The following is a 20,333-nucleotide window of genomic DNA, read 5'->3' on the forward strand; positions in this document are numbered from 1 at the left end:
CATTGTGGCATCCCGAGCCCGCGGAAAGAAGCTGCGCCGCGGGGGAGGCGACCCAAATGGCTTTCTCATATCGTCTTGCGTTGTATACACGTTGTGCTTTGGGACCTACCTCCCCCGTATGCGCTCTTACTCTTTGGCTGTATTTTGAGTCCTTCTAGTGTATTTGAGCGATAATTACTCGCATTGGCGTTAGGGAGGGCTTGATGTTTACCGTATTTGTCTTGGGCAATATTGCTTCGGGTAAGTCGACGGCCTGCCGCTATTTCGAATCTCGTGGCGCTATGCTTATCGATCTGGATGAGCTTGCAAAATCTCTGTATGTGCCGGGCTCTGATATCGTCAATACTCTCGCGGATGAATTCGGTTGGGACATTTTGGATGAGGAAGGCGGCATTCGCCGCAGCATCCTCGCTTCTCGAGCTTTCGCTTCTCCTGATTCGGTCGCACGGCTCAATGGCATCGTGCATCCCGTTCTGATTGAACAGCTTTCGCTTAGGATTCTCGATCCGGTTTGTTGTACGGTTTCATCTCCCCGTTATCCCTTTGCGGTGGTCGAGGTTTCAGCTCCGACTGGTTTTGAGGATGCATTTGGCTTGGCTGATGAAATTCTGGTCATTAGCGCCCCTTTGTCAGTTCGTCGCGAGCGCGCTATTCAACGTGGCATGGAGCCATCTGATTTCGATGCCCGTTCTGCTTGCCAGCCCGATGAGTCTGCGCTGTGCAATCTCGCTACAACGGTGATTGATAATTCGGCAGCCGATAATTCGCTCTTTGAGCAGCTTGACTCATGGCTTGCATGCCACGGGTTTATAGATACTCCGGATAAGGAGGAGGCCGATGCCTAAGGCACGTTTCTTTACGTGGTATCGCGTGGCGCCACTTGCCGTTGTGTTCGTCTTCGGCCTTATTTCGCTCGTCTACTCGTGTGCCCCTGCCGCTTTCTTTAAGCCGCTGTATCCGATTGACTACGAGGCGTATGTAAAGCAATCCAGTATATCGCATAATCTGGATCCGTATCTGGTGTGCGCTGTCATTAAGTCGGAATCGAATTGGGATCCCGAGGCCGAGTCGAATCAGGGTGCTCAGGGATTGATGCAGCTGATGCCCGAGACTGCCCAGGATATGATTGCCAAGGGCCTTGTCGACGGAGGGGAGTATTCGGCCGACAATCTTAACGATCCGGCTACGAATATCGAGTTTGGCTGCGCATACCTCTCGTATCTTCTCGCCTATTTCAACGGGTCGACGGATAGTGCCATCGCCGCCTATAACGCCGGCATGGGCAATGTCGACGGATGGGCGCAGCAGGGTACGTCGCTTCATAATGCAATTACCTTTCCCGAGACGCAGGTGTATCTGATTCGTGTCAATAATGCCTGGGCTCGCTACAAGACCCTCTATCCCGATCGGTTCGTATAGGACTATGCCTGCCGCCTGCGTATACTGCAGATATATGAGTTAGGAGTATCCATGGCGGAATTTGAAGTAGAACGCGTTGGTGGTGAACTTAAGCGCTTTGGCGTTGAAGGCTCTGACGTGCCGTTTAAGGTCGTGTCTCCCTATGACCCTGCAGGCTCTCAGCCTAAAGCCATTGAGTCGCTTGTGCAGGGTGTGAGGGACGGAGACCGCTATCAGGTTTTGCTGGGCGTGACTGGTTCGGGCAAGACCTTCACGATGGCAAAGACTATTGAGGCCCTGGGAAAGCCGACGCTGGTCATGGCTCCGAATAAAACGCTCGCCGCTCAGCTTGCGAGCGAGCTCAAAGAGTTCTTTCCCAACAACGCTGTGGTCTACTTCGTCTCGTACTACGACTACTATCAGCCCGAGGCGTATGTGCCGCAAAGCGATACATATATCGAGAAAGACTCCTCGATTAACGAAGAGGTTGAGATGCTGCGACATCAGGCGACCGCATCGCTGCTCTCTCGACGCGATGTGATCGTTGTCGCATCGGTCTCGTGTATCTATGGCATTGGCTCTCCTGAGGACTATGCAGGTCTGGCTCCAAACGTCGACAAGAAGGTGCCGCTCGAGCGCGATGACTTTATCCATGCACTTATCGACATTCAATATGATCGCAATGACTATGACCTGGCACGCGGCACGTTCCGCGTGCGCGGCGATGTTGTCGACGTGTATCCGCCTTATGCCGAGCATCCGTTGCGGTTTGAGTTCTTTGGCGACGAGGTCGAGCTGATTGCCGAGATCGATGAGGTCACCGGTGAGATGCTTCGTGAGTACGAGGCCATCCCTGTATGGCCGGCATCGCACTACGTGACCGAGAAGCCGAAGGTCAAGGCGGCTCTGAAATCGATCAGCGAAGAGTGCGAGAAGCGCGTGGCGGAGCTCAAGGCGACCGACAAGTTGCTCGAGGCGCAGCGTCTGCAGCAGCGCACCGATTATGATCTTGAGATGCTCGAGACGATGGGCTTTTGCAACGGCATCGAGAACTACTCGCGTCATCTGGACGGTCGCAAGCCGGGTGAGCCGCCGTTTACCCTAATCGATTACTTTCCCAAGGATATGCTCTGCATCATCGATGAGAGCCATGTGACGGTGCCGCAGATTCGCGGCATGCACGAAGGTGACCGCTCGCGTAAGGTGACGCTGGTGGAACACGGTTTTCGCCTGCCCTCGGCGCTCGATAACCGCCCGCTTCGTTTCGATGAGTTTGAGGCAAGGATACCCCAGTTTATCTATGTTTCGGCCACGCCGGGCGACTACGAGCTGCGGGTGAGCCAAAACGATGTGGAGCAGATTATTCGTCCGACTGGCCTGCTCGACCCCAAGATTGACGTGCGTCCAGTTCGCGGCCAGATTGACGATCTTGAGGACGAGATTCGCGAGCGCGTTGCCCGCAAGGAGCGCGTGCTGGTGACCACGTTGACCAAGCGCATGGCCGAGGACCTGACCGACCATCTGCTCGACGCAGGCATTAAGGTCAATTACATGCACTCTGATACGGCGACAATGGACCGTGTCGAGATCCTGCGAACGCTGCGCGAGGGCAAGATCGATGTTCTCGTTGGCATCAACCTGCTTCGCGAGGGCTTGGATCTCCCCGAGGTCTCACTGGTGGCAATTCTCGATGCCGATAAGGAAGGCTTCTTGCGCAACCGCCGTTCGCTGATTCAGACGATTGGCCGTGCGGCCCGTAACGCCGATGGTGAAGTCATCATGTATGCAGACGTTGTGACCGATTCGATGAAAGAGGCCATCGAGGAGACGCAGCGCCGTCGCGAGATTCAGATGGCATATAACGAAGAACATGGCATTGTGCCCAAGACAGTGCGCAAGGCCATCAACGACATCTCAAGTTTTATTGCCGAGGCCGAAAAAACTGTGGGCTCCAAGGGACGCTCGAAGGGCGACTCTCTTGGCCATGGCGCATTCTATACGCCCGATGAGTCGGGCGAGGGCGGTGTGCCGGAAACGGTGGCGCCCGAGCAGACACTTGCGGAGCAGTTGGAAGAACTGCCGCATGACGAGCTTGTGCGGATCGTCGAAACCATGGAAGAGGATATACGTAACGCTTCTGCCGCTATGGACTTTGAGGAGGCGGCGCGCCTGCGCGATGCCGTCGTTCAGATTCGGGCGATGCTCGAGGGTGCGTCTGAGGACGAGACGATCGAGCGCTTACGCTCGCAGGCCCGCAAGGGTTCCACGTTCGCATCGGGCAGAAAACGCCAGGGTGCACGGTTTAAGAAATAGCGAACAGGCCCCGAGTTCCCTGTGGAGCTCGGGGCCTGTGTCTTTTGCGCGCTGGAATTCGTGCGTTAGAGGTCCGCGATCAGGGCTTCGGCACAACGGATGCCGTCGGTGGCCGCGCTCATGATGCCGCCGGCATATCCAGCTCCCTCACCACAAGGGTAGAGGCCCGGGGTCGACACGGCATGGCACGTTCGGTCTCGGGTGACAGTGACCGGTGAGCTCGAACGAGTCTCCACGCCGGTAAGAACGGCATCGGGACGGTCGTAGCCTCGTAGCTTTTTTCCGAGTAGGGGAAGTCCCAGGCGGAGCGACTCGACGATATGCTGCGGCAGGGCTTCGTCAATTGTCGTCCAGGTCACACCGAGCGGATAGGTGGGCTTTACCTTTCCGGGCGCCTTGCTGGCGCGTCCTGCGAGGAAATCTCCGACGAGTTGTGCCGGTGCGTTCCAGTTGGAACCGCCCAGGCGATAGGCGGCCGCCTCGCAGGCGCGCTGGAGCTCGATGCCGGCGAGCGGGTCATCGTTGGGAAGGTCCTCAGGCGTGACGTTAACGAGCAGGGCGGCGTTTGCGTTGCGTCCGTCGCGGGCATTGAGGCTGGCGCCGTTGACGCACAGGTGGCCCTGCTCGGAAGAGGCGGCGACAACCTGCCCGCCGGGGCACATGCAAAACGAGAACACGCTGCGGCCGTTGGGAAGATGGGCGACGAGCTTGTAGGGGGCTGCTCCGAGGGCAGGATGTCCCGCCAAGGCTCCATATTGGGCTCGGTCGATGTCGCGCTGCGGATGCTCGATGCGAACGCCCATGGCAAAGGTCTTTTGTGCGAGGGCCACGTTGTGGTCCTTAAGGAGCTCAAAAATATCGCGAGCAGAATGCCCACAGGCGAGGATGAGGTGCTTTGTTTCGATTGGCTCGTAAGCGGCGTCTTGGGACGATTGGACATCGATACCGGTGATGGCGCCAGACGCGTCGGTGCGAATGTCGACGAGCTTCGTTCGATAACGGACGACACCTCCGAGCTGCTCGGTGCGCTGGGATATAGCGGTGACAACCTTGGGAAGGATGTCGGAGCCAATGTGCGGCTTGGCATCCCACAGAATATCGCGGGGCGCACCCGCCTCGACGAAGGTTTCGAGGATAAGGCGATGGGCGGGATTTTTTGTTCCCGTATTGAGCTTGCCGTCCGAGAAGGTCCCCGCGCCGCCCAGACCAAACTGAATATTGCTCTCGGGGTCGAGGATGCGCTCCTTTAGAAAGAGGTCGATCGCCTGCGAGCGGCGAAATGCCGGGTCGCCGCGCTCGATAAGCAAGGGCTTAAGACCTGCTTCGGCGAGCGTGAGCGCAGCGAAAAGGCCGGCGCATCCGGCGCCGACAACGACGGGGCGCTCTTTGGATGCGTCGGAAATGGGGGAGGGGAATGAAGGCTCATCGTCTTCTATCGCGCGTACGAGCGAGCGGTCACGTTCGGAAACGCTGTCGACCGCTTCTCGCTCGAGGTGGGGACTGGTCAGCTCAACACGAAAGCTCAGGATAAAATGGACGTCTCGTTTTTTGCGAGCGTCGATTGACTTGCGGTGGAGCTCGATGGACTTGATCTCGGAGTCTTTGCAACGTAGGACGCGCTTGGCGACTCGCTTGCCAACAATGAGGCAGGCATTTTCATCGCCGGCTTCATCGAGCGAAGCGTTGACTTGGGTGATTTCGATCATCGAGGTCTCCTTAGAGGCAAGAAAGAGGCCGTCCGGTATCCCAGACAGCCCGAATGCGTTTTTGATTATAGACTGCGCGGCTACAGGCTGCTTGCAGCGCGAATGCCCGAGAGCCATGCCCACGCAAGGTTAAAGCCTCCGCAATCGGCGTCGATGTCGAGCGCTTCGCCGCAGACGTAAAGCGGGGCGTCGACAACGCTGCGCGCGCGTAGACTGGGTGTTGAGATACTCTCGACAGATACGCCACCACGCGTGACCTGTGCCGAGCGCTCCTCGGCTGTTCCCTCAACGAGCAACTTAAAGTGCTTGAGGATCGAGACCAGGTGGATGACATCGTTGGAGCCTGGATGGCACCGCTCGAACGCCGTGCAGACGACGCGGGAGAGTTGCGGGGCGAGCATGCCGTCGAGCCAACGGGGATCGCGGGGCGAAAAGCCGCCGAGCAGCTCAACGCGCCGGTTGAGCATATCGAGCAGCTCGTCTTTGGAGAGGTCGGGGAAAACGTCGAGCAGGATCGTATCACCGCGCTGGATACGACGGGAGAGGTTGAAGACAGCGACGCCCGAGATGCCGAAGGCTCGAAACAGGACTTCACCGTCTTCGTGCCAGAGCTCATTATGATTGCGGGCGAGCGTCAAGCGGGCGCGGACGCGCAGGCCGTCCAACGTCTTGAGTGCCGCCCGATCGCCGACGACCGTTGCCGATACGGGGCAGAGGATGGGGCGCAGCGAAGTGAGGGGGAGGCTAAACGTATCGGCGATACCGGTGGGGTTGCCACCCGTGGCGATAATTACGGCATGTGCCTCCAGGGCCTCGTTCTTGCGAGGGACATCGGCGAGCGCTTTCCGAAGCGAGCGGAGCTCCGTTTTTCGGTCGTCGTGCTTTTTTGCCTTGAGCGCCCGCGCTGGACGGTCTATTTGGAGTGTCCAGCCTTCGGAAGCTTTGTGCGCCGAGGCAACGTTGGCTCCGCAGATTAAGGTAATACCTAGGCGGTCGCAAACGTTGAGAAGCGCGTCGCGCACCGATTCTGCGCGAAGGGAGCGCGGGTATAGCCGGCCTTCCTCGGAGGTTGTCATGATGCCCAGCGAGGAGAAGAAACCCATAAGCTCTTGTTCGGGTTGGGAGCCCATGACAGATTCGACGAATGCGGGGTGGTTATACCGCTGAGGATCAATCGATTCGTTGGAGAGGTTGCAGCGGCCGTTACCGGTCGCAAGGAGCTTTAGGCCGCAGGCGACATCGCGCTCAACGATGCAGACGCTTTTGCCAGCACGTGCGGCCGTAATGGCGGCGGCGAGGCCTGAAGCCCCGCCGCCGATTACCAGGACGTCATAGAAGGCGCTCGTGTTCACTTAGGCCTCGTCGGTCTCGTGCGGGGTAATAGCCTCGACGGCAGAGACTGCCTTGGGCAACATGCCATCGGGCAGCGCGGTCTCAACCTCGCCCTTATCGCAGGCCTCGGCGAGTGCCGGATTAATGGGAAGCGTGCCCAAGATGTCGAGGTTATAGCGCTCTGCGACCTCGGGGAGCTTGCTTTTGCCAAAGACCTCGATCTTCTTGCCGCAGTCGGGGCACTCGATATAGCTCATGTTCTCGACGATGCCCAGAATGGGGACGTTCATCTTCTCGGCCATGTTGACCGCCTTGGCGACGATCATCGAGACCAGGTCCTGCGGGCTCGTGACGATGACGATGCCGTCGACGGGCAGCGACTGGAAGACGGTGAGCGCGACGTCGCCTGTTCCCGGAGGCATGTCGACCAGCAGGTAGTCGATGGGGCCCCACGAGGTCTCGCTCCAGAACTGCCTAATGGCGCCTGCGATGACCGGACCGCGCCAAAGGACGGGGTCGGTCTCGTTTTGGAGCAGAAGGTTGGAGCTCATGACCTTGACGCCGTGCTCGGAGATTTCGGGCAGCATGAGGTTGCCAAGGGCATGGACGTGGCGTCCGCTCATGCCGAACATCTTGGGGATAGAGGGACCGGTGATGTCGGCATCGAGGACGCCGACCTTGTGGCCGTGACGGGCAAGCTCGGTGGCGATGGCACCGGTGACAAACGACTTGCCGACACCGCCCTTGCCGGAAAGCACGGCGATGACGCGTTTGACCTCGGACAGCGTGTTCTCCTCAAATTGCGACGGCGACGTTTGTCCGCCGGCGGCCTGTGCGTGCTCGCAACCCATGTATGACTCCTTTGTATATGTTGGGGCCGGAGCCCCGTGATGTGACACGAGCGTCATTGTACCCTCGTTTGCGAGCGGGAGTCATTTGCGATGCATTTGGGCCGAGCGTGCTTGCAATACGATGGGCCCAAGCGAATGGGCGGGCTTACTGAACTTTGCTGGCGAACTCGAGGTATTGCATGCGCTGCAGCTTGTCGATCGTCGAGGCGTATGGGCTGTCTTCAGATTCCAAGTCGTAGCGCAGCCCGTCGGCACCAAGGTAGCCGGCGACATTGATGGTGGGCACATCTGACCTTGTTGCAAGCAGGGCCTTTTGATAGTCGGTGAGCGGGGCGCCGATCTTATTAAGGGTAATGGCTGCAACCTCGTTTGCCCCGACGGTGTCGTAGACGTTGAGCTCGGTATTGCCGGCGATTTCATAGTTAGCCCAGACAAAATATGTCGACTGATAGATACGGAAAGCGTGGCTTGCCGTATCTTCCTGAGGGTACAGCTCGTCGTTGAGAGTCGTTGCGGCGCTCGGCTGATGGTCGCCAAAAAAGACAAGGACAACCGGTCTGCCGATATTGCGGAGCTCGTTGATAAAGTACTCGAGGTCCCGGTCGGATGCGTTGATGCAGGTGAGATAGGTGTTGAGCGCGCTATTGGCGCCCTCGCTGGCTCCCTCGACCCAATAGTTTGTCAGCTCCTCGGCGGGAACGGTGCCATAGTCGTAGCCGCCGTGATTTTGCATCGTGACGTCAAAGATGAACTGTGGGGCTTCGTCGGTTCTAAGCAGGTCGAGTATCTTGTCGTAGGTGGCGTAGTCGCATACGCCGGCATGGTAACAGGGCGCACCTTCGAAATCGCCGATCGAAAGAAAGTCTCCAAAGCCCAGCTGCTGATAGATTTTATCTCGATGGTAGTTGACGGGGTTTTGCGGGTGCATAGCGGTAGCGGTATACCCAAGCTCCTTAAGGTCCTTTGCCAGGCTGTTGACACCATTCATCTGATATAGCTGATAGGGGATTTTGCCTAATCCGACAAAGGCCGTTGTCGCTCCGGTCAAAAATTCGAATTCGGAGTTCGCCGTTCCGCCACCGGCGACCGAAGCGAGCATGGTGCCGCGAACAAGTGTGTCGGGAAGCGAGTTGTAGAATGCGGGGCCGGTGTACCCGGCCGCCTGGAGCTGCTCAAAGCACGAAAGGTCGCTAAAACTCTCGTTCATGACGGCAACAATCGTCGGCTTGATTTCATTGAACTGGGCAACGGCCGCCGCGCGCTGCTCGCTCGAGCCATACGTGCTGTCGTAGGTGGCGGCGAGCTCCTGCTCGATGCTCTGCGCCTCATCGGGCGTATAGTCTTCGGGCCTCTCAATAGGCAACTCGTTGACCATTTCGGTGAACGAAGTGATAAAACCCTGAGACGCATACGTGGTGATGGGCTGCCAACGGTCAAATCCAAAATCCAGCGCCTGCTCCAAGTCGATGCTGGAAAAGCCCGAGAGCCCCACAACGGTCACTAGCAGAAAAGCGCAGAGGTTAGCGGCGATTGCGGGGAAGACATGGGTGGGCGTACGGAGCTTTCGCGGTCGGATAAGCGAAAGAAGCCCCAGGGAAATCTCCAGCAGGGCGAGAGAGGTTACGATTCCGGCGGTAAAGGTAAACTCGTATCCCTCGCTCACTTCCATTGCAGTGCCAAGGGCCAAGATATCGCTTGGCAGGATGGCTTCGCCTTTAAACGTTATGACGAAGTGCTCGGCAATGCCAAGGATGCAACAGGCGACGGGCACGAGGGCCATGACGCCCCCATGACGCTGTCCCAGCAGATAAAGGGAGAGCAGAACCGTCGCGAGCAGCCCGACGGAAAACCCGAATGAGTTGGCGGGAATGTGATAGAACGTTTCGTTGCAGGCAATTTCGAGTGAAACGAACGAGAGCGCTGAAACAGCGGCGATGACAAGGATGTCACGGCAAATACAGGCAACCGTTCCCGTCTCAAGATCGGTTTGGTCAATAAGTCCCGAAACCAAGGGCTCGACAAGAAGTATGACGGCGGCAGCACCGAGCGCCGAATAAGAAAGGACCCATAGGGAACTGTCCTCATTTACGAGCAATTGATTCGTAATCCATGCAGCTACCACGCCGAGCGGGATGAGGAGCGTCGCGCACCAAAAGACGCGGGCAATGGGCGGCTTTTCATTGTGTTTGATTGAAAAATACACGCGCACGACGACGGCGGCCACGATAAGGACGGCGATGAATATGGGCAGATTGGCCATGTCGCTCGAAGTGATTTCAAGGGGGATATCTTCGGTCATGGACGTTCCTCTGTTACAGCAAATTAAGTTCAGTATTAGATTACTGTAACCTTTCCACGGCATTTCGAGAAACAAAGCGCCCGATACGCAAAGCTAAAGGTCTGCGAATCTTGTATTACGAACATCTGTGCGCGTCGAGTGCGCTAAACTCATCGGCAGTATGATTCGATGCAATAGGAGGCAAGGAGCTTCCATGTCTGATTCTTCTATCGTTATTCGCGGCGCTCGTGAGCACAACCTCCGTGATATCGATGTTTCCATTCCGCGTGACCAACTCGTGGTCATTACCGGTCTTTCTGGCTCGGGCAAGAGTTCGCTGGCATTTGACACTATCTATGCCGAGGGCCAGCGTCGATACGTCGAGAGCCTTTCGAGCTATGCGCGCCAGTTCTTGGGCCAGATGGACAAACCCGACTTGGATTCAATCGACGGCCTTTCGCCGGCGGTGTCGATCGACCAAAAGACGACGTCTAAAAACCCTCGCTCGACGGTTGGCACCGTAACCGAGATTTATGACTATCTGCGCCTGCTGTTCGCCCGTGTGGGCACCCCGCACTGTCCCGAATGCGGCCGCGTCATTGAGCGCCAGACGACCGACCAGGTTGCCGACAAAGTCTTGGCGGCGGGGGAGGGCCGCCGCGCGTTTGTGCTGGCACCGGTGGTGCGCGGGCGAAAAGGCGAGTACACCAAACTGTTTGAGGACCTTCGCGCCGAGGGCTTTAGCCGCGTGCGTGTCGACGGCGAAGTGCGCTCGCTCGACGATCCGATCGATCTGGACAAGAAGTTCAAGCACGATATCGAGGTCGTGGTCGATCGCATCGTGATCCGTGAGAATTCTCTGGGCCGTATCGCCGAGTCTGTTGAGCAGGCGACCGCGCTGGCTCACGGCAATGTAAACGTGTACATGCTGCCCGATCGTGATGCTCCCGAGGGGACCGAGGGCGAGCTGCTGGAGTATTCGTTGGCCTTGGCGTGCCCGGAGCATGGACACTCCATTGACGATCTTCAGCCGCGTGATTTTTCGTTTAACGCTCCCTATGGCGCATGTCCTGAGTGCGATGGCCTGGGCTTTAAGAAAACCGTTGATGCCGAGGCGCTGATCGAGGACCCCTCGAAGTCCATTGCCGACGGAGTCTTTGGTAGCCTGTTTGGCAATTCGAACTACTACCCGCAGATTTTTGCTGCGGTCTGTAAACACTTTAAGGTGGGCACCGATACGCCGTGGGAGGACTTGCCCCCTCGCGTACGTCGTGCATTCTTGGATGGCCTGGGCGATACGAAGATCTCGGTTGACTACCAAAAGCTCGACGGACGTCGTAGCCAGTGGGATACCAAGTTTTCGGGCGTTCGCAACATCCTGTACGAACGCTATACCGAGACGACGAACGAGAACACCAAGGCGCGCTTGGAGAAGTACATTCGCGAGGAACCGTGCTCGAGCTGCCACGGCGCTCGTTTGCGCCCTGAGATGCTCGCCGTCACCGTGGGCGGCAAGTCCATTTACGAGGTTTGTTGCCTGTCGTGCCGTGAGTCGCTCGAGTTTTTTGAGGGCCTGGAGCTCACCGAGCGCCAACAGTTTATCGGCGGGCGCATCGTCAAGGAAATCCTGGAGCGCTTGCGTTTTCTGGTCGATGTTGGACTCGACTATCTGACGCTCGATCGTGCCTCGGCGACGCTTTCTGGTGGCGAGGCGCAGCGTATTCGCCTGGCAACGCAGATCGGCGCGGGTCTCATGGGCGTGCTCTATATTCTGGATGAGCCCTCGATCGGTCTTCATCAGCGTGACAACGAGCGCCTGATCAAGACGCTCGAGCGCCTGCGCGATATCGGCAATACCGTTATCGTCGTCGAACACGACGAGGATACAATCCGTGCCGCCGACTACGTGATCGACATGGGGCCCGGCGCCGGCGTCAACGGCGGACACGTAGTCGCGGCGGGAACGCCTGCCGATATTATGGCTTGTCCTGAGTCGATGACGGGCGCTTATCTGACCGGCAAACGAATGATCCGGGTGCCTGATGAACGGCGCAAGCCCGGTCGCGGCTGCCTTAAAATTACGGGCGCTCGAGCCAACAACCTCAAAAACGTTACCGCCAAGATCGAGTTTGGTACGCTTACGGTTGTTACCGGCGTGTCGGGATCGGGCAAGAGCTCCCTGGTTACCGACACCATTGCGCCTGCCCTTACGAATGCCATTCACCGTTCGACGCGCCCTGTGGGTCCGTATAAGAAAATCGAGGGCATCGAGTGTATCGATAAGGTTATCGATATCGACCAGTCGCCGATTGGCCGCACGCCGCGTTCCAACCCTGCTACCTATATCGGCCTGTGGGATGATCTTCGCGCGCTGTTTGCGAGTACGCCGGAGTCGAAGGCGCGCGGCTACTCGCCGGGTCGTTTCTCCTTTAATGTGAGTGGCGGGCGCTGTGAAGCGTGCAAGGGCGACGGACAGATCAAGATCGAGATGCACTTCCTTCCCGATATCTACGTTCCCTGCGAAGTTTGCGGCGGTAAACGCTACAACCGCGAGACACTCGAGGTCACCTACCGTGGCAAGACCATCTCGGACGTACTTGACATGAGCGTCACCGAGGCACTGGCTTTCTTTGGGAATATCCCGCAGATTAAGCGCAAGCTTCAGACGCTGTACGATGTAGGCTTGGGCTACGTGAGCCTGGGCCAGCCCGCCACGACGCTTTCGGGTGGCGAGGCGCAGCGTGTGAAACTCGCCAAGGAGCTTCATCGACGCCAGACGGGCAAGACGTTCTATATTTTGGACGAGCCGACGACCGGCCTTCATTTTGAGGACGTCCGCCAGCTGCTCGATGTGCTGCAGCGCTTGGTCGATGCGGGCAACACGGTGCTGGTGATTGAACACAACCTTGATGTCATCAAGGTTGCCGACCGCCTGATCGATATGGGTCCCGAGGGCGGTAACGGCGGCGGAACCGTCGTGGTTTCGGGCACACCGGAGCAGGTTGCGGACTGTCCGCAGAGTTATACGGGCAAGTTTTTGGCGCCGTTGCTCAGGCGTGACCGGGAGCGTCAGGCTCAACTTGATGCTCAATAAATAGGCGATTCAGTTTATGGGCGCCATCGACTCCTTGTGATTCGATGGCGCTTGCTGTGTCGAAGTGACGTATGCAGCCGAATTGGACATATACTTAATCTTTGCGTCCGAATGCGAGGGAAAGGATATGTCATGGCAAAGGCTGTAAAGACGCCAAAAACCAATGCGATGCGCGAGCTGGAAAGCGCCGGCATTTCCTATGTTCTACATACGTACGAAGACGATGGTGATGAGTCGGTGGGCCTGGGGGTCGCGATTTCGGAGCAGCTTGGCGAGGAGCCCGGTCAAGGATTTAAGACTTTGGTCTGCGTGACACCGTCCAACGACTATGTCGTGTGCTGCATCCCTGTTGCCGACGAGCTCGATCTAAAGTCCGCCGCGCGTGCCGCGGGGGAGAAGTCCTTGGCCATGATGCATGTGAAGGATTTGCTTGCGGCGACTGGCTACGTTCGCGGCGGCTGCAGCCCGGTCGGTATGAAAAAACGCTACCGGACGCTCATTGATGAGACATGCGTCCTTTGGGATACCATTTTTATTTCGGGAGGCAAGCGTGGTTATCAGCTCGAGCTTGCACCCGATGATTTAATTGCATTTTGCGGGGCGACGGTTGCCGCGATTACGAGAGAGGACTGAGCGATGCCGCAGGAAGAATTGAAGCGCGGAGCTCATTTTGCAAAAGAATCTGCGCCTCAGACACCCTCATCCGAAGCTTCTTCGTCGCGAGATGACACTGACGACATGGGCTCGTCGGACTACTCCACGGTTGGTCGTTCTGCCGGGCTTATGACCATCCTGACTATCGTGTCTCGCGTCACCGGTTTTATCCGCACGTGGGCAATGGCGGCCGCTATCGGCATGTCGCTGCTCTCGTCCTCCTATCAGGTCGCCAACAACCTGCCCAATATGCTCTACGAACTCGTGATGGGCGGCATGCTCGTGACGGCGTTTTTGCCCGTGTACATGGGCGTGAGGCGTGAGCAGGGTCGCGAGGCCTCGAACGAGTACGTGGGCAACCTGCTCGGCATTCTGCTTTTAGTGCTGGGTGGCATTTCGTTGCTGGGGACCGTGTTCGCCCCGGGCTTTATCTGGACGCAATCGTTCCTTTCGGGTGACGGTGGCAGCATGGATACCGCTGCGTTCATGTTCCGTTTCTTTGCCATCCAGATTCTGTTTTATGGTTTGGGCTCGGTGTTCTCGGGCGTTCTCAACGCACACCGCGACTACTTCTGGTCGACGTTTGCCCCGGTCCTCAACAATGTGATCGTCATTGCGAGCTTTATGGGTTTTGCGCCCGTGTCCGCACAGTTTGGCGAACGTGCCGGCATCATCTTGATTGCGGCCGGTACGACCCTCGGTGTCTTTGTTCAGATGGCATGTCAGATTCCCGCGCTTGGCAAGCACGGCGTGCATCCCCATATCCATATCGACTTTAAGGACCCCGCGCTGCGCCAGACGATTGCGCTCGGTATCCCGACGCTGCTCGCCACGGTGTGCATGTTTGTCTCGACTTCTATCACCAACGCTGCCGCGCTGGTGGTCCAGCCCGAGACGGGTCCTTCCGTCATCGCCTATGCGCGCCTGTGGTACACGCTGCCCTACGCGCTGATTGCCGCCTCGCTTTCGACGGCGCTCTATACCGAGCTCTCTCATGACGCACAGGAGAAGGATTACGACAGCGTTCGCACGGGCATTTCGCGTGGCGTCGCCCAGATGCTGTTCTTCCTGATTCCGTTCGCACTGTACCTGATTGTCTTCGCACGTCCGCTCAATATGATCTACTGTGCTGGCAAGTTCGATGAATCCGGCGTGGCTCTGGTGTCCGAGTACCTTGTCTACCTGGCGCTCTCGCTGCCGCTCTACGGCGTGGTCGTGTTGATGCAGAAGAGCTTCTCTGCCTTGCTCGACATGAAGCCCTATAGCCGCTATTGCCTGTATTCCGCCATCGGCCAGGCCGGCTCGGTTCTGCTGTTTGGCGTTGTGCTGGGCTTCGGTATGCCGGCAATCGCGCTTTCGTATGTCGTCGACTACGTGATCTTGGTCGGCTGTTCGCTGTGGTGGCTGCGTCGTCGCCTGCGTGGCCTTCAGGTCAAATCTATCCTACATGGCGGTTTCTTTGGCCTTTTGCTCGGTGGCCTAGGTGCTGCCGCAGGCGCCGGCGTCATGTGGGCGCTTGAACACTTTGTCGGGGCACTTGGCGGCTCGATTCTGATTACTCTTGGCTACGTTTGCGTTGCGGGTGTCGCCTCGCTTGTTGTTACCTTTGGCCTTGCCGTCGTCCTTAAGATGCCCGAGGTCTCGGCGCTGCTTCGTCGCAAGTAGGTGCGCGTGGCCGGTCACGACAACATACCAACGCTTGCCGAGCAGGTTTCGCGCGTTCCCACACAGCCCGGATGCTACCTTTGGAAGGATGCCAAGGGCGATGTCATCTACGTGGGCAAGGCGAAAAACCTGCGCGCCCGCATGCGTCAATACGTGACACTGCAGGATGAGCGTCAAAAGATCCCGCTGATGATGCAGCTGGTGGCGAGCTTTGACTACATCGTTGTCGAAACCGAGCATGAGGCGCTTGTACTCGAGCGCAACCTGATCGGCCAGTACCATCCGTACTTTAACGTCGACCTCAAGGATGACAAGAGCTACCCCTTTATCGCCATTACAAAGGGCGACCTGTATCCCGCGATCAAATACACGCGTGAGCGTCATAAGCCGGGAACGCGCTATTTTGGACCCTATACCGATAGCCGTGCGGCACGTGAGACGATAGATACGCTGCGCAAGGTTATCCCCATCTGCTCTGCATCCTGTGCGGAGTGGCGTCGTTGTCGCCGTACCATCGAGTCCCACAAGGGCGAGGAAGACATCGTCAATATGATTTGCGCACAAAACGGGCGTCCCTGCTTTGACTACCATGTCGGGCGCGGCCCGGGTGCGTGTGTCGGCGCGATTTCCCCGGCAGACTATGCCAAGAACGTCAAGCGTGTCGAGCGCTTTTTGTCGGGCCATCGCAAGGATGTCGTCGATGAGCTGACCTCCGAGATGACGGATGCCGCCGAGGCGCTCGACTTTGAGCGCGCGGCACGCGTCAAACGTCGTTTGGAGGTCATCAGGGGTCTGGACGATCGTCAGCAAGTCGTTTTTCCCTCCAGTGTCGATATCGATGTCATCGGGTTCTATCGCGAGGAGACCATCTCCGCCGCTTGCGTCTTCGTCGTTCGCGAGGGCCGAACAGTTCGCACCTGCGAGTTCATTCTCGACAAGGGTCTTGATGTTGACGAGGAAGAGCTCCAGTCGGGCTTTCTTAAGCGCTATTACGACGAGACGGCTGATATTCCAGCTGAGGTCAACCTTTCCGTCGAGCTTGAGGATGCGGAGGCGCTGGGGGAGTGGCTTGCGGGCAAGCGTGAGCGTTCCTGCCATCTCCATAGGCCGCAGCGTGGCGAAAAGCACCGTCTGCTCGATATGGCATCCAAAAATGCGCGCCATGCCCTCATGCGCTACATGATGCGAACGGGGTACGCTGACGACCGCACCAATCAAGCGCTCCTGGAGCTCGAAAGTGCGTTGGCGCTGCCATCGCCGCCGTTGCGTATCGAGTGCTTCGATATCTCTACACTGCATGGCACCTTTACGGTCGCCTCGATGGTGGTGTTTACCAACGGGCGCGCCGACAAGAGCCAGTACCGTCGTTTTAAAATTCAGGCCGAATTGGACGAGGCAAACGACTTCGTGTCGATGTCCGAGGTTTTGGGACGACGCTATGCTCCCGAGCGCATGGCCGACGAGCGCTTTGGCTCGCGCCCCGATTTGCTCGTTGTCGATGGCGGTAAGCCGCAATTGACCGCTGCGATCAAGCAACTTGAGGCTCTTGGGCTCGATATACCAGTTTGTGGCTTGGCGAAGGCCGACGAGGAAGTTTTTGTGCCTTGGGACGAGACTCCTGTCGTGCTGCCGACCGGGTCTGCTTCGCTCTATCTAATTAAACAGGTACGCGATGAGTCCCACCGATTTGCCATCACGTTCCACCGTGAGTTGCGCGATAAAGCCATGACGGTTTCGGTGCTCGATGACGTTCCAGGCGTGGGACCCACCAGAAAACGTGCCCTTATGCGCCATTTTGGCTCGATGAAGCGTTTGCGCGCGGCGAGCGAGCAAGAGATCGCGAAAGTTCGCGGCATACCTGCCGATGTTGCCAAGGCGGTCCACGAGGCGCTCGTTGCATGGAATGCCGAGCGCGCCGAGGCGGCGGCTGGCCATTCTGATAGCTAAACACGAGCCTAAACAACTGATATATATGATTGCGCGATTTTCAACCATTTATTTCGCCATGATTGCCTGCTGATTTCGGGTTTTATTAACGCTAAAACGTTTGACTAACCCAAGCGAAAACCCTGCTATCCTGCGGGTTGACGAAGACTGATATCTCACCTCGCCGATACATACTGTCTGGCGAATCATTTGTCAATGAATTCGGTGAACGGTAGTAAATACCGTTCAAGCGTATGTATGTATCGGTCGCCGAGCGCGGCACCTCAGTTGGGTTCGTCGGTAGGTAAGGTATATATCGTCCGCAAGTTGCGCGGGGGCACGTCTAGGTGCTCCCGAGTAAGATTCTCTATTGATAGGAGAAGACATGGCCATCATCAACAAGGGTATGTCCAGGCGTTCGTTCCTCGGCCTCACCGGCAGCGTCGCTGCTGTCGCCGGCCTTGGTCTCACTGGCTGCGGTGGCAGCTCTAGCGACGAGGGTTCCGCTTCCGGCTCCACCGATTCCGCCAACCGTGGCGGCGGCGTGATCACCGCTGGTTCCGCTTACGCTCCGTCCAGCTTCGATCCCGCCAGCACCGGCTCCGCTGTGGGCCTGGGTGCTAACTGGCACGTCGTCGAGGGCCTCTACGGTATCGATTACCACGACTACAGCACCTTCAACGAGCTCGCCACCGACGATCCCAAGTCTGTGGACGACACCACTTTCGAGGTCACCATCCGCAAGGGCGCCAAGTTCTCCGATGGCACCGAGGTCACCGCTGACGATGTCGTTGCCTCCTACACCGCTTGCGCCGCTTCCGCTACCTATGCTCCGTTCTTCCAGCCCTTCGAGTCCATCGAGGCCAAGGACGCCAGCACCGTGACGGTCAAGACTAAGGTCCCCAACTTCTCCCTGCTCAAGGATCGTCTGGCCATCGTCCGCGTTACCCCGGCCACCCAGACCGAGGAGGATCGCGCCAAGCAGCCGATCGGTTCCGGCCCCTGGATGTACGACTCTATCTCCGATACCGAGATCACCTTGGTTCCCAACCCCGAGTACAACGGTGAGTATGCTGCCGAGGATAAGAAGATCCAGTACAGCATCCTGACCGACCCCACCGCTCGCGTTACCGCTCAGCAGGAGGGCTCCACGCTCGTTATGGAGCTCGTTACCGCTGACGCCGTCGACCAGCTCGAGAGCGCCGGCTGCAAGATCGATAACGTTCAGGGTTTCGGCACCCGCTTCATCATGTTCAACGTCGCCAAGGAGCCTTGGAACAACGTCAAGGTCCGTCAGGCTGTCATGTATGCGCTCGACACCGAGAAGATGGTCAGCAACACCTTCGCCGGCCTTGCCACCGCTGCCAGCTGCTACCTGCCCAAGAGCTTCACCAACTATCATGAGGCTTCCACGGTGTACAAGACCGACGCCAAGAAGGCTAAGAAGCTCATCGAGGAGTCTGGCATCACCCCGGGTGCCATCACCCTGCGCACCACCGACAACGAGCAGATTAAGGGCATGGCCGCCCAGGTCAAGAACGACCTCGACGCTCTCGGCTTCGATGTGACCATCCAGACCGATACCTCGCCGGCTACCTACGCTGCCATCGACGGCGGCGAGGCCTACGATATCCTCCTCGCCCCTGGCGATCCTTCCTGCTTCGGCGCCGACCCCGACCTGCTGCTCAACTGGTGGTACGGCGACAACGTCTGGATGCAGACCCGTTGCCCGTGGAAGGAGTCCGCTGAGTGGCAGAAGCTCCATGGTCTCATGGACGAGGCTCTTGCCGCCGAGGGCGACGAGCAGCAGAAGAAGTGGAACGAGTGCTTCGACATCATTGCCGACAACGCCGTTCTGTACCCCGTTGTCCACGTCAAGACCGTCTCCGCTTCCTGGGACGATCCGTCCACTGCGCCCAACGGCGAGGCTCTCGATGGCTTCAAGGGCATCGGCACGACGAGCATGTCCTTCAGGGGCGTTGCGACCGTCAAGGCGTAAGACTCGCTTGAGTCTGTATGCAGGATGTCGGTCGTTGGGACCGTATCCTCATAGTTGAAACAAAGACCCGGGCGGCAACGATGTCGCTCGGGTCTTGTAATGAGTATCCGTACTCATATACCAGTTGGTCCTACCGACAAAAGAAAGGGGAGAGAACGTGAACAACTTGCTACGTTTGATTGGAAGGCGTCTTGTGGCGCTGCCGATCATGGCATTGGGCGTCACCGTCCTGGTGTTCTTCCTTATGTCGTTCTCCAAGACCGACCCCGCCTACACGGCGTTGGGTGACGGTGCCTCGCCCGAGGCGGTTGCCGAGTACCATGAGAAGTATGGTCTGGACGACCCCTGGCCCGTGCGCTACGTGCGCTATATGGGCGATCTGATCCATGGCGACATGGGCACCTATGGTGCTGCTCGCAACTCCGTTGCCAAGCGCATCTCCACGGCCCTGCCCGTCACGATGCAGCTGACCTTTATCGGTCTTGCTATCGGTGCGGTCGTTTCGTTTTTGCTCGGCGTCATCGCGGCACTGTATCGCGACAAATGGCCGGACCAAGTGATCCGCGTCTTTTCCATCGCCGGCTTGGCAACCCCGTCGTTCTGGCTTGCCGTTCTGTTGATCCTGCTGTTCTCTTCCTACCTTAAGGTGCTCCCGGCATCGGGTGCTCTGCCTCACTTCACCACGAATCCGGTTGGCTATCTGGGACGTATGATCATGCCCGCTATCGCCTTGGCATTTCCGCTGACGGGCCAGATGACTCGTATCGTGCGTACCGCCATGGTCGAGGAGCTCGACAAGGATTATGTCCGTATGGCTCGCGGCGCCGGCGTTCCCGAGAAGGTCGTCGTCGGCATCAACGTTCTTCGCAATGCGCTGATCACCCCGGTCACCACCCTCGGTCTTAAGATCGGTTACCTCATGGGCGGCGCCGTCGTCATCGAGGTTATCTTCAACCTCCCCGGCATGGGCACCGCGATTCTGCAGGGCGTTCAGGGCAACGAGGCGAACCTGGTTCAGGGCGTCGTCATCGTCGTTGCTCTTGCCTTCATCATCATCAACATCGTGGTTGACATGCTCTACCTGCTCATCAACCCGCGCATCAGGACGGTGTAGATT

13 protein-coding genes are annotated in these 20,333 nt (G+C 58.0%); 9 read left to right on the top strand and 4 right to left on the bottom strand.

Going from position 1 to position 20,333, the window contains the following annotated elements:
* The first annotated feature begins 203 nt into the window (after positions 1–203).
* Genes coaE through uvrB form a run of 3 tightly spaced genes read left to right on the top strand, consistent with a single transcriptional unit; the run spans position 204 to position 3,711 of the window.
* Positions 204–845, top strand: coding sequence for a dephospho-CoA kinase (coaE, locus tag I2E45_RS04125; protein ID WP_195444457.1), 642 nt, complete (start codon positions 204–206; stop codon positions 843–845).
* Positions 838–1,419 carry a lytic transglycosylase domain-containing protein gene (locus I2E45_RS04130; RefSeq protein WP_195444458.1) on the top strand — a complete coding sequence of 194 codons (582 nt, stop codon included), beginning with the start codon at positions 838–840 and terminating at the stop codon, positions 1,417–1,419. The genes coaE and I2E45_RS04130 overlap by 8 nt, the downstream gene beginning before the upstream one ends.
* 51 nt (positions 1,420–1,470) lie before the next feature.
* Positions 1,471–3,711 carry an excinuclease ABC subunit UvrB gene (gene uvrB, locus I2E45_RS04135; protein ID WP_195444459.1) on the top strand — a complete coding sequence of 747 codons (2,241 nt, stop codon included), beginning with the start codon at positions 1,471–1,473 and terminating at the stop codon, positions 3,709–3,711.
* A gap of 65 nt (positions 3,712–3,776) precedes the next feature.
* Here the strand turns inward: uvrB and I2E45_RS04140 are convergent, their stop codons facing one another.
* From I2E45_RS04140 to I2E45_RS04155, 4 genes are all read right to left on the bottom strand, one after another.
* On the bottom strand, positions 3,777–5,417 hold the full coding sequence (locus I2E45_RS04140) for an NAD(P)/FAD-dependent oxidoreductase (RefSeq protein ID WP_195444460.1): 1,641 nt from the start codon (positions 5,415–5,417) through the stop codon (positions 3,777–3,779).
* An 80-nt stretch (positions 5,418–5,497) separates the two neighbouring features.
* On the bottom strand, positions 5,498–6,769 hold the full coding sequence (locus I2E45_RS04145) for an NAD(P)/FAD-dependent oxidoreductase (protein WP_195444461.1): 1,272 nt from the start codon (positions 6,767–6,769) through the stop codon (positions 5,498–5,500).
* Positions 6,770–7,600 (bottom strand): Mrp/NBP35 family ATP-binding protein, encoded by an 831-nt coding sequence (locus tag I2E45_RS04150; protein ID WP_006236172.1) that lies wholly within the window; start codon positions 7,598–7,600, stop codon positions 6,770–6,772.
* A gap of 145 nt (positions 7,601–7,745) precedes the next feature.
* Positions 7,746–9,899, bottom strand: a complete 2,154-nt coding sequence (locus tag I2E45_RS04155; protein WP_195444462.1) for an LTA synthase family protein — start codon at positions 9,897–9,899, stop codon at positions 7,746–7,748.
* Positions 9,900–10,092: 193 nt separating this feature from the next.
* On the opposite strand from I2E45_RS04155, the gene uvrA reads away from it, so the two are divergent.
* The 6 genes from uvrA to I2E45_RS04185 all read left to right on the top strand — a co-directional run bounded on the left by uvrA (position 10,093) and on the right by I2E45_RS04185 (position 20,330).
* A complete protein-coding gene (uvrA, locus tag I2E45_RS04160) occupies positions 10,093–12,972 on the top strand; it encodes an excinuclease ABC subunit UvrA (protein ID WP_138112013.1) in 2,880 nt (959 codons plus the stop codon).
* Between the two features lie 132 nt (positions 12,973–13,104).
* On the top strand, positions 13,105–13,605 hold the full coding sequence (ybaK, locus tag I2E45_RS04165) for a Cys-tRNA(Pro) deacylase (protein WP_006236166.1): 501 nt from the start codon (positions 13,105–13,107) through the stop codon (positions 13,603–13,605).
* Positions 13,606–13,710: 105 nt separating this feature from the next.
* Positions 13,711–15,291 (top strand): murein biosynthesis integral membrane protein MurJ, encoded by a 1,581-nt coding sequence (murJ, locus tag I2E45_RS04170; RefSeq protein ID WP_117848727.1) that lies wholly within the window; start codon positions 13,711–13,713, stop codon positions 15,289–15,291.
* Between the two features lie 6 nt (positions 15,292–15,297).
* Positions 15,298–17,238, top strand: coding sequence for an excinuclease ABC subunit UvrC (uvrC, locus tag I2E45_RS04175; protein WP_324249326.1), 1,941 nt, complete (start codon positions 15,298–15,300; stop codon positions 17,236–17,238).
* Between the two features lie 364 nt (positions 17,239–17,602).
* Positions 17,603–19,216: an ABC transporter substrate-binding protein gene (locus tag I2E45_RS04180; protein WP_035138897.1), complete on the top strand. Its 1,614-nt coding sequence runs from the start codon at positions 17,603–17,605 to the stop codon at positions 19,214–19,216.
* A 157-nt stretch (positions 19,217–19,373) separates the two neighbouring features.
* The gene (locus I2E45_RS04185; RefSeq protein WP_035138896.1) at positions 19,374–20,330 is read left to right on the top strand and encodes an ABC transporter permease; all 957 of its coding nucleotides are present in this window, start codon (positions 19,374–19,376) and stop codon (positions 20,328–20,330) included.
* The last annotated feature ends 3 nt before the right edge of the window (positions 20,331–20,333 follow it).

The organism is Collinsella aerofaciens (assembly GCF_015555045.1).
Classification (GTDB): domain Bacteria; phylum Actinomycetota; class Coriobacteriia; order Coriobacteriales; family Coriobacteriaceae; genus Collinsella; species Collinsella aerofaciens_W.

Bases quoted from the DNA above. Each gene is read 5' to 3' on its own strand.
- coaE (WP_195444457.1), top strand. From the start codon at position 204: ATGTTTACCGTATTTGTCTTGGGCAATATTGCTTCGGGTAAGTCGACG.
- I2E45_RS04130 (WP_195444458.1), top strand. From the start codon at position 838: ATGCCTAAGGCACGTTTCTTTACGTGGTATCGCGTGGCGCCACTTGCC.
- uvrB (WP_195444459.1), top strand. From the start codon at position 1,471: ATGGCGGAATTTGAAGTAGAACGCGTTGGTGGTGAACTTAAGCGCTTT.
- I2E45_RS04140 (WP_195444460.1), bottom strand. From the start codon at position 5,417: ATGATCGAAATCACCCAAGTCAACGCTTCGCTCGATGAAGCCGGCGAT.
- I2E45_RS04150 (WP_006236172.1), bottom strand. From the start codon at position 7,600: ATGGGTTGCGAGCACGCACAGGCCGCCGGCGGACAAACGTCGCCGTCG.
- I2E45_RS04155 (WP_195444462.1), bottom strand. From the start codon at position 9,899: ATGACCGAAGATATCCCCCTTGAAATCACTTCGAGCGACATGGCCAAT.
- uvrA (WP_138112013.1), top strand. From the start codon at position 10,093: ATGTCTGATTCTTCTATCGTTATTCGCGGCGCTCGTGAGCACAACCTC.
- ybaK (WP_006236166.1), top strand. From the start codon at position 13,105: ATGGCAAAGGCTGTAAAGACGCCAAAAACCAATGCGATGCGCGAGCTG.
- murJ (WP_117848727.1), top strand. From the start codon at position 13,711: ATGGGCTCGTCGGACTACTCCACGGTTGGTCGTTCTGCCGGGCTTATG.
- I2E45_RS04180 (WP_035138897.1), top strand. From the start codon at position 17,603: ATGGCCATCATCAACAAGGGTATGTCCAGGCGTTCGTTCCTCGGCCTC.